Origin of the sequence: Pseudomonas sp. SWRI22 (assembly GCF_014268395.2) — a bacterium.
Taxonomy (GTDB): domain Bacteria; phylum Pseudomonadota; class Gammaproteobacteria; order Pseudomonadales; family Pseudomonadaceae; genus Aquipseudomonas; species Aquipseudomonas paracarnis.
Genome location: NZ_JABWQK020000001.1, coordinates 2,216,638 through 2,234,638 on the forward strand (window position 1 = coordinate 2,216,638; position 18,001 = coordinate 2,234,638).

10 protein-coding genes, 2 tRNA genes and 3 rRNA genes are annotated in these 18,001 nt (G+C 57.6%); 4 read left to right on the forward strand and 11 right to left on the reverse strand.

The annotated features are described in order from the left end of the window. The first annotated feature begins 46 nt into the window (after positions 1–46). Positions 47–451 carry a hypothetical protein gene (locus tag HU730_RS09860; RefSeq protein ID WP_034128125.1) on the forward strand — a complete coding sequence of 135 codons (405 nt, stop codon included), beginning with the start codon at positions 47–49 and terminating at the stop codon, positions 449–451. Positions 452–584: 133 nt separating this feature from the next. Here HU730_RS09860 and rimI read toward each other — a convergent pair whose 3' ends face one another. Both rimI and HU730_RS09870 read right to left on the reverse strand, forming a co-directional pair. Next, positions 585–1,037: a ribosomal protein S18-alanine N-acetyltransferase gene (gene rimI, locus HU730_RS09865; protein ID WP_003188286.1), complete on the reverse strand. Its 453-nt coding sequence runs from the start codon at positions 1,035–1,037 to the stop codon at positions 585–587. Continuing rightward, entirely contained in the window at positions 1,030–1,776 is a 747-nt protein-coding gene (locus HU730_RS09870) for a hypothetical protein (RefSeq protein ID WP_060764114.1), read from the reverse strand. Before HU730_RS09870 ends, rimI begins: the two co-directional genes overlap by 8 nt. Positions 1,777–1,962: 186 nt before the next feature. Here HU730_RS09870 and mksB point away from each other — a divergent pair, with 186 nt between their 5' ends. Genes mksB through mksF form a run of 3 tightly spaced genes read left to right on the forward strand, consistent with a single transcriptional unit; the run spans position 1,963 to position 6,774 of the window. Further along, on the forward strand, positions 1,963–3,240 hold the full coding sequence (gene mksB / locus HU730_RS09875; protein ID WP_003188283.1) for an Mks condensin complex protein MksB: 1,278 nt from the start codon (positions 1,963–1,965) through the stop codon (positions 3,238–3,240). Then, positions 3,230–3,937, forward strand: a complete 708-nt coding sequence (gene mksE, locus HU730_RS09880; protein WP_060764115.1) for an Mks condensin complex protein MksE — start codon at positions 3,230–3,232, stop codon at positions 3,935–3,937. Before mksB ends, mksE begins: the two co-directional genes overlap by 11 nt. Beyond that, positions 3,934–6,774, forward strand: coding sequence for an Mks condensin complex protein MksF (gene mksF / locus HU730_RS09885; RefSeq protein ID WP_186526988.1), 2,841 nt, complete (start codon positions 3,934–3,936; stop codon positions 6,772–6,774). Before mksE ends, mksF begins: the two co-directional genes overlap by 4 nt. Positions 6,775–6,960: 186 nt before the next feature. On the opposite strand, the gene HU730_RS09890 is transcribed toward mksF, so the two are convergent. The 9 genes from HU730_RS09890 to HU730_RS09930 form a co-directional block, all read right to left on the reverse strand. Then, positions 6,961–9,264, reverse strand: coding sequence for an MlaD family protein (locus tag HU730_RS09890; RefSeq protein ID WP_186526989.1), 2,304 nt, complete (start codon positions 9,262–9,264; stop codon positions 6,961–6,963). Next, on the reverse strand, positions 9,257–9,880 hold the full coding sequence (locus HU730_RS09895; protein ID WP_186526990.1) for a paraquat-inducible protein A: 624 nt from the start codon (positions 9,878–9,880) through the stop codon (positions 9,257–9,259). The genes HU730_RS09890 and HU730_RS09895 overlap by 8 nt, the downstream gene beginning before the upstream one ends. Next, positions 9,867–10,526: a paraquat-inducible protein A gene (locus tag HU730_RS09900; protein WP_034128130.1), complete on the reverse strand. Its 660-nt coding sequence runs from the start codon at positions 10,524–10,526 to the stop codon at positions 9,867–9,869. Before HU730_RS09900 ends, HU730_RS09895 begins: the two co-directional genes overlap by 14 nt. A 191-nt stretch (positions 10,527–10,717) precedes the next feature. Next, positions 10,718–10,833: ribosomal RNA gene (rrf, locus tag HU730_RS09905) — 5S ribosomal RNA — on the reverse strand. A gap of 151 nt (positions 10,834–10,984) precedes the next feature. Continuing rightward, a 23S ribosomal RNA gene (locus HU730_RS09910) occupies positions 10,985–13,876 on the reverse strand. Positions 13,877–14,123: 247 nt separating this feature from the next. Continuing rightward, positions 14,124–14,199, reverse strand: a tRNA-Ala gene (locus HU730_RS09915). 30 nt (positions 14,200–14,229) lie between these two features. Next, positions 14,230–14,306: transfer RNA gene (locus HU730_RS09920), tRNA-Ile, on the reverse strand. An 81-nt stretch (positions 14,307–14,387) separates the two neighbouring features. Continuing rightward, positions 14,388–15,924: ribosomal RNA gene (locus HU730_RS09925) — 16S ribosomal RNA — on the reverse strand. The 16S, 23S and 5S rRNA genes sit together here with 2 tRNA genes alongside, the layout of an rRNA operon. A 572-nt stretch (positions 15,925–16,496) precedes the next feature. After that, positions 16,497–17,990, reverse strand: a complete 1,494-nt coding sequence (locus tag HU730_RS09930) for a CoA-acylating methylmalonate-semialdehyde dehydrogenase (protein ID WP_034125914.1) — start codon at positions 17,988–17,990, stop codon at positions 16,497–16,499. Between the last annotated feature and the right edge of the window lie 11 nt (positions 17,991–18,001).

Here is an 18,001-nt window from a genome sequence, read left to right on the forward strand (position 1 = left end):
CCATGCCTGTCCACACACTATAAGCCCCACAGTATGAGGATTGGCCATGACTGAATCACGACGTCCCTACGGCGCAACGCAGCCGGAACCGATCGATGACAACGAAGACCGCATGGGTGAGATGCGCGAGCTGGATTTTGACGAGCAGGACCAGACTGCGGAAATCGGCGACGAGCTGCCCCGCCGTGAGCGCGACCATCTGATGCCCGACGAACGGGTGCGCGAAGCCGGGCTGACCGGCGCATCGACGGATGATCATGATTCCACCGACGACGATATGAGCCCGGAGACGCTGATCCGTGAGGACGGCGCGCGGGATGCGCAGGAGGAAGGCGAAGACAATGCCGCCGACTATGACTTGAGCGTCGTGGGAGAGAATGACATTGGTGGCGGGAATGGGTTGGATGAGGCGGAACTGGCTGATCTGGACCCGCTGAACCGCAAGCGCTGATCGATCATCACCCTATGTAGGTGTAGGAGCGAGCTTGCTCGCGAAAAACCCACCGGCGCCGCGGTCATCCAGGAAGCACGCGTTATCGTTGACGTTTTTCGCGAGCAAGCTCGCTCCTACAGCTCACGGTTGTTCAGTCGACGAGGGTGCAGGCCATCACGACTGCATCTTCGCGGCCACCCACCGCCGGGTAGTAATCCCGGCGACGGCCGATCTCGTTGAAGCCATAACGCTCATACAGGCGAAACGCGCCGGTATTGCTGTCCCGCACTTCGAGGAAGCATTCTCGCGCATTGGCGGCATAGGCACGCGACATCAAATGCTCCAGCAGCGCCAGGCCCAAACCACGGCCCTGGTTTTCCGGCTTCACAGTAATGTTCAGCAAGTGCGCTTCATCGAGAATGATCTGCACCACCCCGTGCCCCACTTGCTGCTCGCCTTCGAACATCAGCCAGATCTGGTACTTGCCCAGCCCGTCGAGAAAAATCCCGCGGGTCCAGGGGTGGCTGAACGCCGCGTATTCGATTTTCAGCACGGCGTCGAGGTCGGCCTCGGTCATCGGGCGAAAGGATAAAGCCTCACTCATCAGTTGTTTTCCAGCGCGCCATCAGCCGGCGCATGGCTTGCCAGACATCAGCCTTACGCTGTGGCTCTTCCATTAATAATTCCAGGCCCGGCAGGGCCCATACCGAACCCAGGCCTTCAACCTGCAGCTCGCGGTACCAGGCCTCGGCGTTGGCTTCACCGGCAAACCGCACAGCGGGCAGGCCGATCAGCCACAGGCACACGCAAGGCTCGTCTTCCAGGCGTGCCGAGACAAACCCCTGGACGAAATCTCGTGCGGCCTCGGGGCCCTGGTCCATGGTGCCGCGCACCAGCAGCGGCCAGCGCACCGGCTCACCGACGATTTGCGGGCTGTCGGGCAGGCCGGCGGCGCGCAGCATGTCCTTGAGCAACAGGTAGGCCGGGTCGCGGGACTGGAAACGTTCGCCGGTCGGCAGTTCCACCAGCAACAGGCAACGCCCGGCCCGCAGCAATTGCAGGGCAAACCGTGGCGGCGGCACGACCGGCGCCTTGGCCACCGGCGCAGCCTCCTCCAGCACCTTGGCAGCTTTGGTCACCGGCGCAGGGCGCGGCACTTCGATCTTGGCCCGTTCGACCACCGGGCGCGTCTCAGGGGTGGGCTTGACCACCGCCACGGGCGCGGCCGCTTCTTCCCCCGACGACTCGAACGCCTCATAAGGCTCAAGCGCCTGCAACAACTCGGGCCGCGAAGGCGCGGCAAACGGCAGTTCGGTGCGGGGCAGCCAGTTGACCACCTGCATGGCGGTCAAGTAAGCGCGACGTCGGGACTCGATAAGCACAGCTCGGCCACTTGTGGATAAGTAAAGAGCGGGGATTCTACCGCTGTTCGGCAACAATCGCCCACTGCGCACTGACCGGCTGTGGATAAATCCCGCGCCTGATGCAGTACAATCGCGACTTTTATCGCCAACCAGCCGGCCATTCCCATGATCGAACCCAAGCGCGTCCTGCGCGCCCTCGCCGAACACTGGGCCTTACTTGAGCCTCTGTGCGAACACTTCGACCAAGGCACCCTGAGCCTGGCCGAGCTGCGCGCACAGTTGGCCGCCCAACAACTGGACAGCACGCCCCAGGACATCACCAGCCTACTGGACGTGTGGATTCGCCTGGATATCCTGGTACCTGTCGCCAAGAGCCCGAACCGTTTCGAGCTCAACGCGCAGATCCACGACTTCCTCGCGTATCTTCGCAAGGAGCACCGGCTTGGCCTGTGCCTGGAAATCGAAGCCTACCTGCGCCACCTGGAGCGTCTGGCCGGTTACATCCAGGACGCCTTCGACATCCGTGACGGCCACGACCTGGCCCGGCAACTGCGCCTGCTGGATATGCGCGTGCGCGATGTGCTCAAAAAACTCGCCAACGACGAACAGGCCCTCGCCGCCGTGGCCGACCGCGCCAAGACCAGCGACCGCCAGATCCCGTTGCGCCAGCGTTACGCCGAGGTATTGGCGACCTGGGACGAATACGTCGAGCCGATGATCCAACTGGTGAACGCCGACGGCGCCTTCGAGCAAGGCGTACGCAAGGTGGAAAACGTGCTGCTGCGCATGCTCACCGAGCAACAGCGTCTTGGCCACCTGGTAGATGACGACATGCTGCTGCGCACCCATGCGCGCATCCTCGAGATGCAAACCAGCGCCCAGCTGACCTTGCGCCATGCGCGGGAGTTGCTGCTGCCGCTGCGTGAAGAAGCACGCCGGCATAACGCCGTGACTCGCGGTGCGGCGCTGGCCCTGTCGGCGATTCGCCGCAAAGGCCTGGACGCGGTGCCGCAAGCGGCGATGCCGATGTTCACCCGGCCGCAAAGTACCTTTTTGGGCAGTGCCAGCCAGGTCGAGGCCTATGTGTATGCCCTGGCCAATTTCGAGCCCAAGCCGGCGCGTTTCCCCAAGGCGCACAAGTCCCACAAAGGCGAAGCCCCGCGCGCACCGCGTACGGTCAAGGAAATGCTCGAACGCTGCGAAGACGCGCTGCCGATGCCCGACCTGATGACCTGGCTGCTGGAGCAGGAACCGGACGGCGCCACCGATGAATTGCTGTACTGGTTCTCGCGCCTGTCCCGGGAAAAACGCTTCAAGCGCGAGCGCCTGGAACGTCGCGATTACCACACCCACGAGCACCAGGTCAGCCTGCGCTCCTTCGCCCTGCTCCCGGCCGGCGTCGATGCCACCGAGAATTCTGCGAGCACGCCTTATGCATCTTGATCTATCCGAACTGTCCCAGCTGGCGCCGATCTTTCGCGAGCTGTTCAAGGGTTACCACGTCAGCCGTCGCGACCCGGAGCTGTACGCGCAATTGTCGAACTTCCAGGACCAGTACCGCACGCTGTTCAAGGCCCTGGGCTTTGAGCTGGTGTGCGATACCCGCGGCTTCTATTACTTCGTGCCGGACACTGCCGTGGCTGCCGCGCAGGTGAACAAAACCGCCCAGCGCCTGGCCCTGTTCACCTTCATCATCGTCGAACACCTGGCCGACCAGGGTCGCGACCCGATTTCGGTGCTCGACGGCGGCAGCCTGGGCCGCGATGAATTGCCTTCGTTGCTGGAGAAATACCGTGACCTGTTTATCCAGGCCGAGGTGCAGACCCAGGAAGAGCTCGAAGAAAAAATCATGCGCCGCATGACCCAACTGGGTTTTGCCAGCGAAGACAACGGTATCTACCGCTTCCTGCCGCCGATGCACCGCTTCCTGGATGTGTGCCTGTCGGTGCAGCAGGACCGCGACCTTGCCGCCAGCGTACACAGCGTACTGCCGCTGCCGGCACCGGTGATTATCGACGAAGACAGCGACGAGAAACTGCTGAAGACCGATGACCCGCTGGATCTGAGCGCCTTCACCGAAGAAAGCGAAGAAGATGCCCTGGCCCGTGCCATTGCCGAAGAACAGGAGACCGACGCATGAGTAAGGAACGCTACGGCATCCGCCGCTTCGCCCTATTGAACACCGCCGGTTACAGCCTGGGCTTGTTCCCGCTGGAAGAACCGCTGTCGGTGTACGGCGCCAACAACCTGGGTAAATCCGCCTCGATCAACGCCTTGCAATTCCCGATCCTGGCACGCATGTCGGACATGAGCTTCGGCAAGTACACCCTGGAACAATCGCGGCGTTTCTACTTTGCCACCGACACCAGCTACATCCTGGTAGAAGTCTCTCTGCCCCACGGCCCGCACGTTATCGGCGTAGTCGGCCGCGGCCCGGGCGGCGGCTTTGGTCACCAGTTCTTTGCCTACGCCGGCAAGCTGGACCTGGCCCACTACCAGAAAAACGACACCTGCCTGCGCCAGAAAGAGCTGTTCACCAACCTTGAGCGCGAGGGCCTGAAAGCCTACGAGCTCAAGCCCGATGAACTGCGGCGCTTGCTGGTGGGCGGGCATACGTCGGTCCCGCTGGACCTGACGCTGATTCCGCTGCGCTCCACGAGCGAGCAGAGCCTGAAGACGTTCCGCGCGCTGTTTATCAACCTGCTGCACATGCGCGAAATCACCGCGGCCAAGCTCAAGCAACTGTTCCTTGATGCCTTCGAACACAGCCTGCGTTCGGGCAGTGTCGACTACATCGCGGCCTGTGAAGAAGCCTTCCGTGATGTGCGACGCATGGAGCAGGACTACAACTCGCTGGTGGCTGCCGGCCCCTTGGTTGAAGCCCTGGCCAATGGCGTGAAACAGCGCGACGCCCTGCGCGGCAAACTGCATCGCCTGTCACCGCTGCTGGATTCGTTGCTGGGCACCTGGTCGGACTACGCCAGTGCGCGCAAGGAAGAGCTGACCATCCAGGCCGAACACTACCGCAACGAGCAGGACGCGCTGCAAAACGACCAGCGCGGCGGCACCCAGGAGCTGATGCGCCTGGAGCGGGAAATCAGTGGCATCCAGCGTTGGTTGGGCGAGTTGTCGGTGCTCAAGCACCGCTTTGCCCTGGTGGATGACGTCAAGATGCTGGAGCAGCAACTGCTCGCCGCCAAGGATGCCCACGATGAACTGGCGGGCGCCTTGGCGCAGTCGCGACAGTTCAGCGCCGAGGACCTGGACGAGCGTCTGCGCGACCTGGAAAAGCGCTTGAAGTCGGTCAAGCAGCAACTCGATCACGCGGACAACAACAGCTACGCCAAGCTGCGCGAAGAATTTTCGCAGCAGGATGTCGAGCGCCTGATGCGCCTGTTCAACAGCTCGCTGTTCAGCCTGCCGCTGGGCGAACATGGCATCACGCTGGACGAGGACGGCCAGTGGGTCAAATCCCTGGAGCAGATTCTCGATGGCTTCAAGGGCGAGCGCTTTGAGGTGCCGGGGCTGTCCATCGACATCTCGCACATCGAGCCGCCGGCACTGCAAGCCCTGGCGGATCGCGCCGCGTTGCGTGACCAGAAAGAGCGCCTGGAAAAAGAGCTCAAGCAACTGAAAACCCAGCAGGCCGTGGCGTCCGACCGCGCCGCAAGCAAGACCCAGACCGAAGCGCTGTACCAGCAGGTACTGGATGCCCAAAAGGCCCTGGAAGACTTCCGCCGCACCCAGACCCTGAGCGCCGAAGAAGGCGAGAAGCTGGAAAACCTGGCGCAGATGGAAGCGGCCCAGGACGAGTTGAAGCGTTCCAGCGATGCCTTTACCGAGCGCGTCCAGCAACTGTCGGCCAAGCTGCAACTGGTCGGCCGTCAGATCGGCGATATGGAAGCCAAGCAACGCACGCTGGATGACGCGTTGCGCCGTCGTCAGCTGTTGCCGGCGGATCTGCCGTTCGGTACGCCGTTCATGGACCCGGTCGACGACTCCATGGACAACCTGCTGCCGCTGCTCAATGACTATCAGGACAGCTGGCAGGGTTTGCTGCGCGCCGATGGCCAGATCGAAGCGCTGTACGCCCAGGTGCGTCTCAAGGGCGTGGCCAAGTTCGACAGTGAGGATGATGTCGAGCGTCGTCTGCAACTGCTGATCAACGCCTATGCGCACCGTACCGACGAGGCGCTGACCCTCGGCAAGGCGCGCCGTGCAGCGGTCACCGACATCGCCCGTACCCTGCGCAACATCCGTAGTGACTACGACAGCCTGGAACATCAGTTGGCGCTGTTCAACCGTGAGATCAACAAGCGCCAGGTCTCCAACCTGCAAAGCTTCCGCATCGTACTGGCGCCGAACAAGGAAGCGCTCAAGCATATCGACCAGATCATCCACAGTGCCGGTCAGTATGAAGAAGGCGAGACCCTCTCGGTGTTCGACCTCAGCCAGAGCGCCGAACAGGACAACAAGAACGAAGAAGCCAAGGAATACCTGGCTCGCCTGGTAGCCGCCAACCATAACCAGTTGGGCCTCAAGGACTTGTTCGAATTGGCGTTCGAAATCACCAAGGTCAACGGCCAGCCGGTGATCCATACCGACATCGACGGCGCTGCGTCCAACGGCACTACCATGACCATCAAGGCGCTGACCAACATGTACTTGTTGCTGCACCTGATGGACCGCGACCAGGCCGGTCGCGTGCGCTTGCCGTACTACCTCGATGAAGCGGCAGACATCGATGAGAAGAACCAGGCAGCACTGCTGGAAACCAGCCTGCAATTGGGCTTTGTACCGATTCTGGCCAGTGTGAAGCCGCAGGTGTCCGCCCAGGTGGCGATCGACCTGGAAGGCGGCAGCGGGCCGAACGGAATCTACATTGATGAGGCGGACTGGAAGTACATCCGTCGCCATGATGTGGTGAAGGCGACGATGAATGTGCAGGCGGACGAGCCGGAGCTGGATGAAGTCTGACGGGTTGTACTGAAAGGCAAAAAGGCCGCGATCTTTTGGATCGCGGCCTTTTTTTCGGCTTGGGATTTGCGGTGTGTTTGTGGGCCTCATCGCGGGCAAGCCCGGCTCCCACAGTTGGAATGCATACTTGCTGAAAATGCATATCCCTGTGGGAGCCGGGCTTGCCCGCGATAGCCGCGCCTCGGTTTATTTACCGAGTGGAATCTTGGGCGCCCAGGTCAGCCATTCATCCTCAAACTTGTCGAACAACGGGAACGTCTGCTGCGGCCGTGCCGGGTTGCCCATGCGCTCGCCATCCGGGGTGGCAAAGGCGATCCCGCCAGCCACTAACGTCTCCAGGGACTCGGTACGCACGGTCGCGCCCTTGAACAAGCCGAAGTCGAGGCCAAAGCCGCTGGTGTTCCAGAAGCGGCTGCCACTGCGTACCAGAGGTGCGTACTTGGGCTCGATCAGGATGTGCACCAACACACGGTCGGCGGTCTGGCCCAGCTCATAGCCGGTGACTTTGCCGACCGTCACTTCACGGTAGGTCACCGGTACCCCTTCCTTCAACGAACCACGGCGGGCGGCGCTGAGTGTGAGGCTCAGGCCAGCTTCCTGATGCACGGTTTCAGGCGGCTGGGCCAGGGCGACAAAGCTCTTCTGCGGGCCGGCGTTTTTCGCGGCCGGTTGCACTTCGATGTATTGGCCGGTGACCAGGGTCTCCAGGTTAGCCGTCTTCATCAGCCCCAGTTCCGGCTTGACCACCCAGAACTGGCTGCCCGTACGCGCAATACGGTCCGCGACCTGAGTGATACGCGCCTTGAGCAGCACCGATTGCATGTCGGCACTGAGGTCGACACTCTCGATCTTGCCCACATCCAGCCCCTTGAAGCGCACCGGTGTGCCGGCGCTCAGGCCGTCGGCTCGGTCGACTTTGATGGTCACCAGAGTGCCGCGCTGGTTGGCGGCATCACGGTCGGCATACAGGCGAAAGCGCGGGATGCGATGTTTTAATGGCACGTTCGGTTCCGGCGTTTCGAAGGCGATACCGCCCGCCATCAGGCTGGCCAGGGATTCGCTTTTGACCTGGATACCGCCGGTGAGCCCGCCCGTAAGGGTGACGCCGCTGGCATTCCAGAAGCGCGTCGAGCCGTTGACCAGGCTTTCGTATTCCTTCTCGATATGAACGCCGATCACCAGTTGTTTTTTCTTGCGTGAAAACTGGTAGCTCTGCACCGAACCGACTTTGACCTGTTTGTACAGAATCGGGCTGCCGACATCCAACGAGCCCAGGCTGTCGGTGAGCAACACCATGTGCAAGCCCGGGGAACGCAGGTCCAAAGGTGGCGCCTTGGCGCGGGCTACGTATTCGCGTTGTGGCGGGGTGCCTTTGTCGCCTGGGCGAATCGCGATGTAGTTGCCCTTGACCAAGGCCTCCAGGCCGGTGATGCCCGCCAGGGAGATGGACGGTTTGACCACCCAGAATTGCGTGTCTTCGACCAGGTAGTCTTCAGCCAATGGATCGAGGGTCAGCTCGGCACTGGCGCTGGACAGGTCCGGGTCGATCTTCAGGGTTTTCAGGCTGCCGACCTGGATGCCTTTGTACATGACCGGCGTACGCCCGGCCTGCAGGCCTTCAAAGTCGGTGAGTTTGACCTTGACCTTGATCCCCGCTGCGGCGGCATCGAAATCTTCGTATAGGCGGAAAGGCAGGCTCGGGTCGGTGGGCGGGCTGTCTTTGCGGTTTTCAGGAGTGGCGAAGGCGATACCTCCGGCGACAATGCTGGAGAGGGATTCGCTGCGCACTTTCAAGCCGGAAAGGTTGGCGTCGATACTGATGCCGCTGGCATTCCAGAAACGCGTGTGTTTGCGCACCAGGTTGGCATAGGTCGGCTCGATATAGACCTTGACCTCGACGGTGCTCTGGTCTTCAGACAGCAGGTAGCTTTTGACCTGACCGACCTGAATCTGCTTGTAGAACACCGGACTGCCACGGTTCAACGAGCCCAGGCGATCGGCCTTGAGGGTCAGGTGCAAGCCGGGCTTGGCGTCGGATAACGGCGGCTCTTCGGAGAGCGCCTTGAACTTGCGCGTGGGCTCGCCATCACCGGGGCTGGCGGCGATGTAGTTACCTGAAACCAGGGTTTCCAGGCCGGTGATACCGGCAAGGCTGACGCTGGGCTTGACCAACCAGAAGCGGGTGTTGGTCTTGAGGTACTGCTCCACGTCCTTGTTCATCTCGATGGTGGCGATCACCCCGCGATTGCTGCCTTCGTCATCCAGGGCCAGGGTTTTGACCTTGCCCACGGTCATGCCTTTGTAGACCACTTCGGTCTTGTTGACCTGAATACCTTCGCCGCTTTCAAAGCGAACTTGAATCTCGATACCTTGCTGGGAATAGGCACGCCACCCCAGCCAGCCACCGATGATCAGGGCAATCAGGGGCAGCACCCAAATGGCCGACCAGTTAGAGGCTGGGCGGGTTTTAGCTTTAGGCAAATCACTCATCGTCGTCGTCCGACTCCGTGTTATCCCAAATCAGTCGGGGATCGAAAGTTACTGCGGCAAACATCGTCAAGATCACCACACTGGCGAACGCCGCAGCGCCGAGGTTGGCCTCGATACTGGCTAGCCGCCCAAAGTTAACGAGCGCCACCAGGATGGCGATCACGAAGATATCCAGCATGGACCAACGCCCAATGAACTCGATAAAGCGATACATCACAATGCGTTGTTGCGCGGACAGCGGTTGGTGACGCTGCACCGAGAACAGCAGCAGGCCAATGCCGACCAACTTGAAGGTCGGTACCAGGATACTGGCGATGAACACCACGGCAGCGATAGGAAACATCCCGTGCTGCACCAGCTGGATGACACCCGACATGATGGTGCTGGGGTCGCCTTGGCCGAGGGAGCTGACCGTCATGATGGGTAACAGGTTAGCGGGGATATACAGGATCGCCGCGGTGATCAACAGCGCCCAGGTACGTGTAAGGCTATTGGGGCGACGGGCATGGATCAACGCGCCACAACGGGTGCAGAGCTGCTCCTCGCTATCCGCTTCCTGCTTGTTCAACTCATGGCATTCGGTACAAATCAGAATACCTGCATCAATCGCCCGCATGGTCATCCTCTCCTGACAGCGCTTGCCAGATCTGATGGGGCGACATCACCACCTCAAGCAGAACTTGAACCATTAATAGACTCACGAAGCAGACCAGGCCCAGGCCAATTGTGATGGAGGCCATGTCGGCGAGCTTTACGATCGCCACCAGCACACCCATCAAGTAGACCTCCAACATCCCCCAGTCCTTCATGTGGTGGTAGATGCGATATAGCAGCAGCCCGTAATTGCGCCCTATGTTCCAGCGAATACTGAGCAGCACTGCCAACTGGCACAGAAGCTTGAGCAAGGGGATGCCCATGCTGCACAGGAACACCACGGCGGCAACGCCTTGCATGCCCGTATCGAACAGGCCAACGACGCCGCTCCACACGGTGTCCTCCGAAGACTGCCCGAGTAGATTGAGCTGCATGATGGGCAAAAAGTTCGCGGGGACGTACAGCAGCAGGGCTGCCAGTACCAAGGCGAGACTGCGCTCGACCACATTGTGACGGTGAGCGTATAGCTCGTAGCCGCAGCGTGGGCATTGGGCTTTTTCGCCGAGGGCGAGCGTTGGTTTGCGCATCAGCAAGTCGCACTCATGGCATGCCACCAGATCGTCTAGCGGTAAATCCGATACCTCGTGGGCATCAACCGGATCGGGCATAGATAGGGCTCTGACTCTAAAAATGATTAGGTGGCTATTCTAGTGGTGTCGCTCAGAAATAACTGTGCAAATTTGTCGGGGCAGTCAAGTCGGAGGTTGGGGCGCACAGGTGTACAGCGACAAGGCGGACACTTTTCGAGCGCCCAAAACAAAACCCCAACTGCTTTCGCAATTGGGGTTTTGGAATTTAATCTTGACGATGACCTACTCTCACATGGGGAAACCCCACACTACCATCGGCGATGCATCGTTTCACTGCTGAGTTCGGGATGGGATCAGGTGGTTCCAATGCTCTATGGTCGTCAAGAAATTCGGGTACTGAGTCGTGGCCAGCTGGCCTCGCTTCAGCAAATTGGGTATGTGATAGATCGTGGTGTTTTGTGAGCGTCGAACTTTCGGTTCATTGCGTCTTCACACACCGCAATCTGGCCTTTCGACTCAAATTGCTTGGGTGTTATATGGTCAAGCCTCACGGGCAATTAGTATTGGTTAGCTCAACGCCTCACAGCGCTTACACACCCAACCTATCAACGTCGTAGTCTTCGACGGCCCTTCAGGGAACTCAAGGTTCCAGTGAGATCTCATCTTGAGGCTAGTTTCCCGCTTAGATGCTTTCAGCGGTTATCTATTCCGAACATAGCTACCCGGCAATGCCACTGGCGTGACAACCGGAACACCAGAGGTTCGTCCACTCCGGTCCTCTCGTACTAGGAGCAGCCCCTCTCAAATCTCAAACGTCCACGGCAGATAGGGACCGAACTGTCTCACGACGTTCTAAACCCAGCTCGCGTACCACTTTAAATGGCGAACAGCCATACCCTTGGGACCGGCTTCAGCCCCAGGATGTGATGAGCCGACATCGAGGTGCCAAACACCGCCGTCGATATGAACTCTTGGGCGGTATCAGCCTGTTATCCCCGGAGTACCTTTTATCCGTTGAGCGATGGCCCTTCCATACAGAACCACCGGATCACTAAGACCTACTTTCGTACCTGCTCGACGTGTCTGTCTCGCAGTCAAGCGCGCTTTTGCCTTTATACTCTACGACCGATTTCCGACCGGTCTGAGCGCACCTTCGTACTCCTCCGTTACTCTTTAGGAGGAGACCGCCCCAGTCAAACTACCCACCATACACTGTCCTCGATCCGGATAACGGACCTGAGTTAGAACCTCAAAGTTGCCAGGGTGGTATTTCAAGGATGGCTCCACGCAGACTGGCGTCCACGCTTCAAAGCCTCCCACCTATCCTACACAAGCAAATTCAAAGTCCAGTGCAAAGCTATAGTAAAGGTTCACGGGGTCTTTCCGTCTAGCCGCGGATACACTGCATCTTCACAGCGATTTCAATTTCACTGAGTCTCGGGTGGAGACAGCGCCGCCATCGTTACGCCATTCGTGCAGGTCGGAACTTACCCGACAAGGAATTTCGCTACCTTAGGACCGTTATAGTTACGGCCGCCGTTTACCGGGGCTTCGATCAAGAGCTTCGCGTTAGCTAACCCCATCAATTAACCTTCCGGCACCGGGCAGGCGTCACACCCTATACGTCCACTTTCGTGTTTGCAGAGTGCTGTGTTTTTAATAAACAGTCGCAGCGGCCTGGTATCTTCGACCGGCATGAGCTTACGGAGCAAGTCCTTCACCCTCACCGGCGCACCTTCTCCCGAAGTTACGGTGCCATTTTGCCTAGTTCCTTCACCCGAGTTCTCTCAAGCGCCTTGGTATTCTCTACCCAACCACCTGTGTCGGTTTGGGGTACGGTTCCTGGTTACCTGAAGCTTAGAAGCTTTTCTTGGAAGCATGGCATCAACCACTTCGTTACCTAAAAGGTAACTCGTCATCAGCTCTCGGCCTTAGAATCCCGGATTTACCTAAGATTCCAGCCTACCACCTTAAACTTGGACAACCAACGCCAAGCTGGCCTAGCCTTCTCCGTCCCTCCATCGCAATAACCAGAAGTACAGGAATATTAACCTGTTTTCCATCGACTACGCTTTTCAGCCTCGCCTTAGGGACCGACTAACCCTGCGTCGATTAACGTTGCGCAGGAAACCTTGGTCTTTCGGCGTGGGTGTTTTTCACACCCATTATCGTTACTCATGTCAGCATTCGCACTTCTGATACCTCCAGCAAGCTTCTCAACTCACCTTCACAGGCTTACAGAACGCTCCTCTACCGCATCACTTACGTGATACCCGTAGCTTCGGTGTATGGTTTGAGCCCCGTTACATCTTCCGCGCAGGCCGACTCGACTAGTGAGCTATTACGCTTTCTTTAAAGGGTGGCTGCTTCTAAGCCAACCTCCTAGCTGTCTAAGCCTTCCCACATCGTTTCCCACTTAACCATAACTTTGGGACCTTAGCTGACGGTCTGGGTTGTTTCCCTTTTCACGACGGACGTTAGCACCCGCCGTGTGTCTCCCATGCTCGGCACTTGTAGGTATTCGGAGTTTGCATCGGTTTGGTAAGTCGGGATGACCCCCTAGCCGAAACAGTGCTCTACCCCCTACAGTGATACATGAGGCGCTACCTAAATAGCTTTCGAGGAGAACCAGCTATCTCCGAGCTTGATTAGCCTTTCACTCCGATCCACAGGTCATCCGCTAACTTTTCAACGGTAGTCGGTTCGGTCCTCCAGTTAGTGTTACCCAACCTTCAACCTGCCCATGGATAGATCGCCCGGTTTCGGGTCTATTCCCAGCGACTAGACGCCCTATTAAGACTCGCTTTCGCTACGCCTCCCCTATTCGGTTAAGCTCGCCACTGAAAATAAGTCGCTGACCCATTATACAAAAGGTACGCAGTCACCCAACAAAGTGGGCTCCCACTGCTTGTACGCATACGGTTTCAGGATCTATTTCACTCCCCTCTCCGGGGTTCTTTTCGCCTTTCCCTCACGGTACTAGTTCACTATCGGTCAGTCAGTAGTATTTAGCCTTGGAGGATGGTCCCCCCATATTCAGACAAAGTTTCTCGTGCTCCGTCCTACTCGATTTCATGACTAAGAGATTTTCGCGTACAGGGCTATCACCCACTATGGCCGCACTTTCCAGAGCGTTCCGCTAATCTCAAAGCCACTTAAGGGCTAGTCCCCGTTCGCTCGCCACTACTAAGGGAATCTCGGTTGATTTCTTTTCCTCAGGGTACTTAGATGTTTCAGTTCCCCTGGTTCGCCTCTTGCACCTATGTATTCAGTACAAGATAACCATCTTATGATGGCTGGGTTCCCCCATTCAGACATCTCCGGATCAAAGTCTGTTTGCCGACTCCCCGAAGCTTTTCGCAGGCTACCACGTCTTTCATCGCCTCTGACTGCCAAGGCATCCACCGTATGCGCTTCTTCACTTGACCATATAACCCCAAGCAATCTGGTTATACTGTGAAGACGACATTCGCCGAAAATTCGAATTTCTCAATTAAGAGAACTCACAAATTTTACCTTAGCCTGATCCGTTACCAGTGAAAGTAACGTTCAGTCTATCTTTCTATCACATACCCAAATTTTTAAAGAACGAACTAGTCAAAGACTAGAAATCAACATTCACCATCACAACGATGGAATGCTCATTTCTAAGCTTTATACAAACAGAAGCAGTAGTGGTGGAGCCAAACGGGATCGAACCGTTGACCTCCTGCGTGCAAGGCAGGCGCTCTCCCAGCTGAGCTATGGCCCCGTATTTCTACAGGCGTTTCCCACACAAAATTGGTGGGTCTGGGCAGATTCGAACTGCCGACCTCACCCTTATCAGGGGTGCGCTCTAACCAACTGAGCTACAGACCCAATTTCGGGCTGCTTCTTTCGTCTTCTTCAATGAATCAAGCAATTCGTGTGGGAACTTATGGAGCAGCTGATGTCGTCGATTAAGGAGGTGATCCAGCCGCAGGTTCCCCTACGGCTACCTTGTTACGACTTCACCCCAGTCATGAATCACACCGTGGTAACCGTCCTCCCGAAGGTTAGACTAGCTACTTCTGGTGCAACCCACTCCCATGGTGTGACGGGCGGTGTGTACAAGGCCCGGGAACGTATTCACCGCGACATTCTGATTCGCGATTACTAGCGATTCCGACTTCACGCAGTCGAGTTGCAGACTGCGATCCGGACTACGATCGGTTTTATGGGATTAGCTCCACCTCGCGGCTTGGCAACCCTCTGTACCGACCATTGTAGCACGTGTGTAGCCCAGGCCGTAAGGGCCATGATGACTTGACGTCATCCCCACCTTCCTCCGGTTTGTCACCGGCAGTCTCCTTAGAGTGCCCACCATTACGTGCTGGTAACTAAGGACAAGGGTTGCGCTCGTTACGGGACTTAACCCAACATCTCACGACACGAGCTGACGACAGCCATGCAGCACCTGTCTCAATGTTCCCGAAGGCACCAATCTATCTCTAGAAAGTTCATTGGATGTCAAGGCCTGGTAAGGTTCTTCGCGTTGCTTCGAATTAAACCACATGCTCCACCGCTTGTGCGGGCCCCCGTCAATTCATTTGAGTTTTAACCTTGCGGCCGTACTCCCCAGGCGGTCAACTTAATGCGTTAGCTGCGCCACTAAAAGCTCAAGGCTTCCAACGGCTAGTTGACATCGTTTACGGCGTGGACTACCAGGGTATCTAATCCTGTTTGCTCCCCACGCTTTCGCACCTCAGTGTCAGTATTAGTCCAGGTGGTCGCCTTCGCCACTGGTGTTCCTTCCTATATCTACGCATTTCACCGCTACACAGGAAATTCCACCACCCTCTACCATACTCTAGTCAGTCAGTTTTGAATGCAGTTCCCAGGTTGAGCCCGGGGATTTCACATCCAACTTAACAAACCACCTACGCGCGCTTTACGCCCAGTAATTCCGATTAACGCTTGCACCCTCTGTATTACCGCGGCTGCTGGCACAGAGTTAGCCGGTGCTTATTCTGTCGGTAACGTCAAAATTGCAGAGTATTAATCTACAACCCTTCCTCCCAACTTAAAGTGCTTTACAATCCGAAGACCTTCTTCACACACGCGGCATGGCTGGATCAGGCTTTCGCCCATTGTCCAATATTCCCCACTGCTGCCTCCCGTAGGAGTCTGGACCGTGTCTCAGTTCCAGTGTGACTGATCATCCTCTCAGACCAGTTACGGATCGTCGCCTTGGTGAGCCATTACCCCACCAACTAGCTAATCCGACCTAGGCTCATCTGATAGCGCAAGGCCCGAAGGTCCCCTGCTTTCTCCCGTAGGACGTATGCGGTATTAGCGTCCGTTTCCGAACGTTATCCCCCACTACCAGGCAGATTCCTAGGCATTACTCACCCGTCCGCCGCTCTCAAGAGAAGCAAGCTTCTCTCTACCGCTCGACTTGCATGTGTTAGGCCTGCCGCCAGCGTTCAATCTGAGCCATGATCAAACTCTTCAGTTCAAACATCTTTGGGTTTTTAAGAAACCCTAAACTTGGCTCAGCAATCGTTGGTTACATCTTTGATTTCTCGCGGAGTAACTTGTGATGCTGATAATCTTTTTGACTATCAGTCTGACCCCACAAGCACCCACACGAATTGCTTGATTCAGTTGTTAAAGAGCGGTTGGTTAAGATCTTTCGTCTCAACCGAGGCGCGCATTCTACAGCAGCCTCATTTGCTGTCAAGTGATTATTTTCAGAAGCTTTCGAAGATTTCTTCAACAACTTCAACCACTTGCGCTTGCGATCTCTCGTAAGCGGGAGGCGAATTCTACAGCGTTACACGCTGCTGTCAACACCTCTTTTTCACCTTCCTTCTGGCTTCGATGAACTGAAGCAACTTGCTACCGAAAACTGCATAACTCATTGTTTAACAAGGAGTTTTCCGTTTCGACTGCGCCGGAAGTGGGGCGAATTATAGGCTTCCAGAATCTGCCGTCAACCTTCTTTTTCACATTTCTGTCATATAAGTCAAAAAAGCCCCAATAATGCAAAGGCCGGCCCCAAGGGGCCGGCCTTTTACCTACCGAGCCTTACAGGCTAGGGAAGGCGAATTGCGACGCTTCATGGCTGGCCCGTTGCGGCCAACGCTGGGTGATTGCCTTGCGACGGGTATAGAAACGCACCCCGTCCGGCCCATAGGCATGCAAGTCGCCAAACAGCGAACGCTTCCAGCCACCAAAGCTGTGATACGCAACCGGCACAGGCAGCGGCACGTTAACCCCCACCATGCCGACTTCAATCTCATCACAGAACAGGCGCGCCGCTTCACCGTCACGGGTGAAGATACAAGTACCGTTGCCGTATTCATGATCGTTGATCAGCTGCATCGCCGCTTCCAGGCTATCCACCCGCACTACGCACAGCACCGGCCCAAAGATCTCTTCTTTATAGATACGCATCTCAGGGGTCACACGGTCAAACAAGCTGCCACCGAGGAAAAAACCTTGCTCATGCCCTGCAACACTCAAGCCACGGCCGTCAACGACCAGCTCAGCCCCCGCCGACACACCGTCCTCTATATAGCCACTGACTTTATCTCGCGCCTGCCCCGTCACCAACGGGCCCATATCCAGCCCGCAAGAAGTGCCCGCACCAATCTTCAACGCCTTGACCTGAGGCGCCAGCTTGGCGATCAACGCATCCGCTACCTGGTCGCCCACGCACACAGCCACCGAGATCGCCATGCAACGCTCACCGCAGGAACCATAAGCCGCGCCCATCAGGGCACTCACAGCGTTATCCAGGTCTGCATCCGGCATCAGCACCGCGTGATTCTTCGCCCCACCCAGCGCCTGCACGCGCTTGCCGCGTTTGGTCGCTTCGGAATAGATGTACTCGGCAATCGGCGTCGAACCTACAAAGCTCAAGGCTTTGACTTCCGGAGCTTCGATCAATGCGTCCACCGCGCCCTTGTCGCCATGCACCACGCTGAGCACGCCTTTGGGCAGTCCGGCTTCCTGCAACAGCTGCGCGATCAACAGCGTCGAACTCGGGTCGCGCTCTGAAGGTTTAAGGATGAAACAGTTACCGCAGACAATCGCCAGCGGGTACATCCACAACGGCACCATCGCCGGGAAGTTGAACGGGGTGATACCCGCCACCACGCCCAACGGCTGGAAGTCCGACCACGCATCAATGTTCGGCCCTACGTTGCGGCTGTATTCACCCTTGAGAATCTCCGGCGCCGAGCACGCGTACTCCACGTTCTCGATCCCACGCTTGAGTTCACCCGCGGCGTCTTCCAGGGTCTTGCCATGTTCTTCGCTGATCAACTGCGAGATCCGTGCTTCGTTCTGCTCCAGCAGTTGCTTGAAACGAAACATCACTTGGGCACGCTTGGCCGGCGGCGTATTGCGCCAAGCCGGAAACGCCGCCTTGGCTGAGTCAATCGCCTGTTGAATGGTTTCACGGCTGGCCAAAGGCACCTGGTGAATCACCTGGCCGGTAGACGGGTTATAGACGTCGGCACTACGACCGCTGTCGTTGACCAGTTCACCGTTGATCAAATGCTGGATAAGGCTCATGCAGGGCTCCT

Bases quoted from the DNA above. Each gene is read 5' to 3' on its own strand.
- HU730_RS09860 (WP_034128125.1), top strand. From the start codon at position 47: ATGACTGAATCACGACGTCCCTACGGCGCAACGCAGCCGGAACCGATC.
- rimI (WP_003188286.1), bottom strand. From the start codon at position 1,037: ATGAGTGAGGCTTTATCCTTTCGCCCGATGACCGAGGCCGACCTCGAC.
- HU730_RS09870 (WP_060764114.1), bottom strand. From the start codon at position 1,776: ATGCAGGTGGTCAACTGGCTGCCCCGCACCGAACTGCCGTTTGCCGCG.
- mksB (WP_003188283.1), top strand. From the start codon at position 1,963: ATGATCGAACCCAAGCGCGTCCTGCGCGCCCTCGCCGAACACTGGGCC.
- mksE (WP_060764115.1), top strand. From the start codon at position 3,230: ATGCATCTTGATCTATCCGAACTGTCCCAGCTGGCGCCGATCTTTCGC.
- mksF (WP_186526988.1), top strand. From the start codon at position 3,934: ATGAGTAAGGAACGCTACGGCATCCGCCGCTTCGCCCTATTGAACACC.
- HU730_RS09890 (WP_186526989.1), bottom strand. From the start codon at position 9,264: ATGAGTGATTTGCCTAAAGCTAAAACCCGCCCAGCCTCTAACTGGTCG.
- HU730_RS09895 (WP_186526990.1), bottom strand. From the start codon at position 9,880: ATGCGGGCGATTGATGCAGGTATTCTGATTTGTACCGAATGCCATGAG.
- HU730_RS09900 (WP_034128130.1), bottom strand. From the start codon at position 10,526: ATGCCCGATCCGGTTGATGCCCACGAGGTATCGGATTTACCGCTAGAC.
- HU730_RS09930 (WP_034125914.1), bottom strand. From the start codon at position 17,990: ATGAGCCTTATCCAGCATTTGATCAACGGTGAACTGGTCAACGACAGC.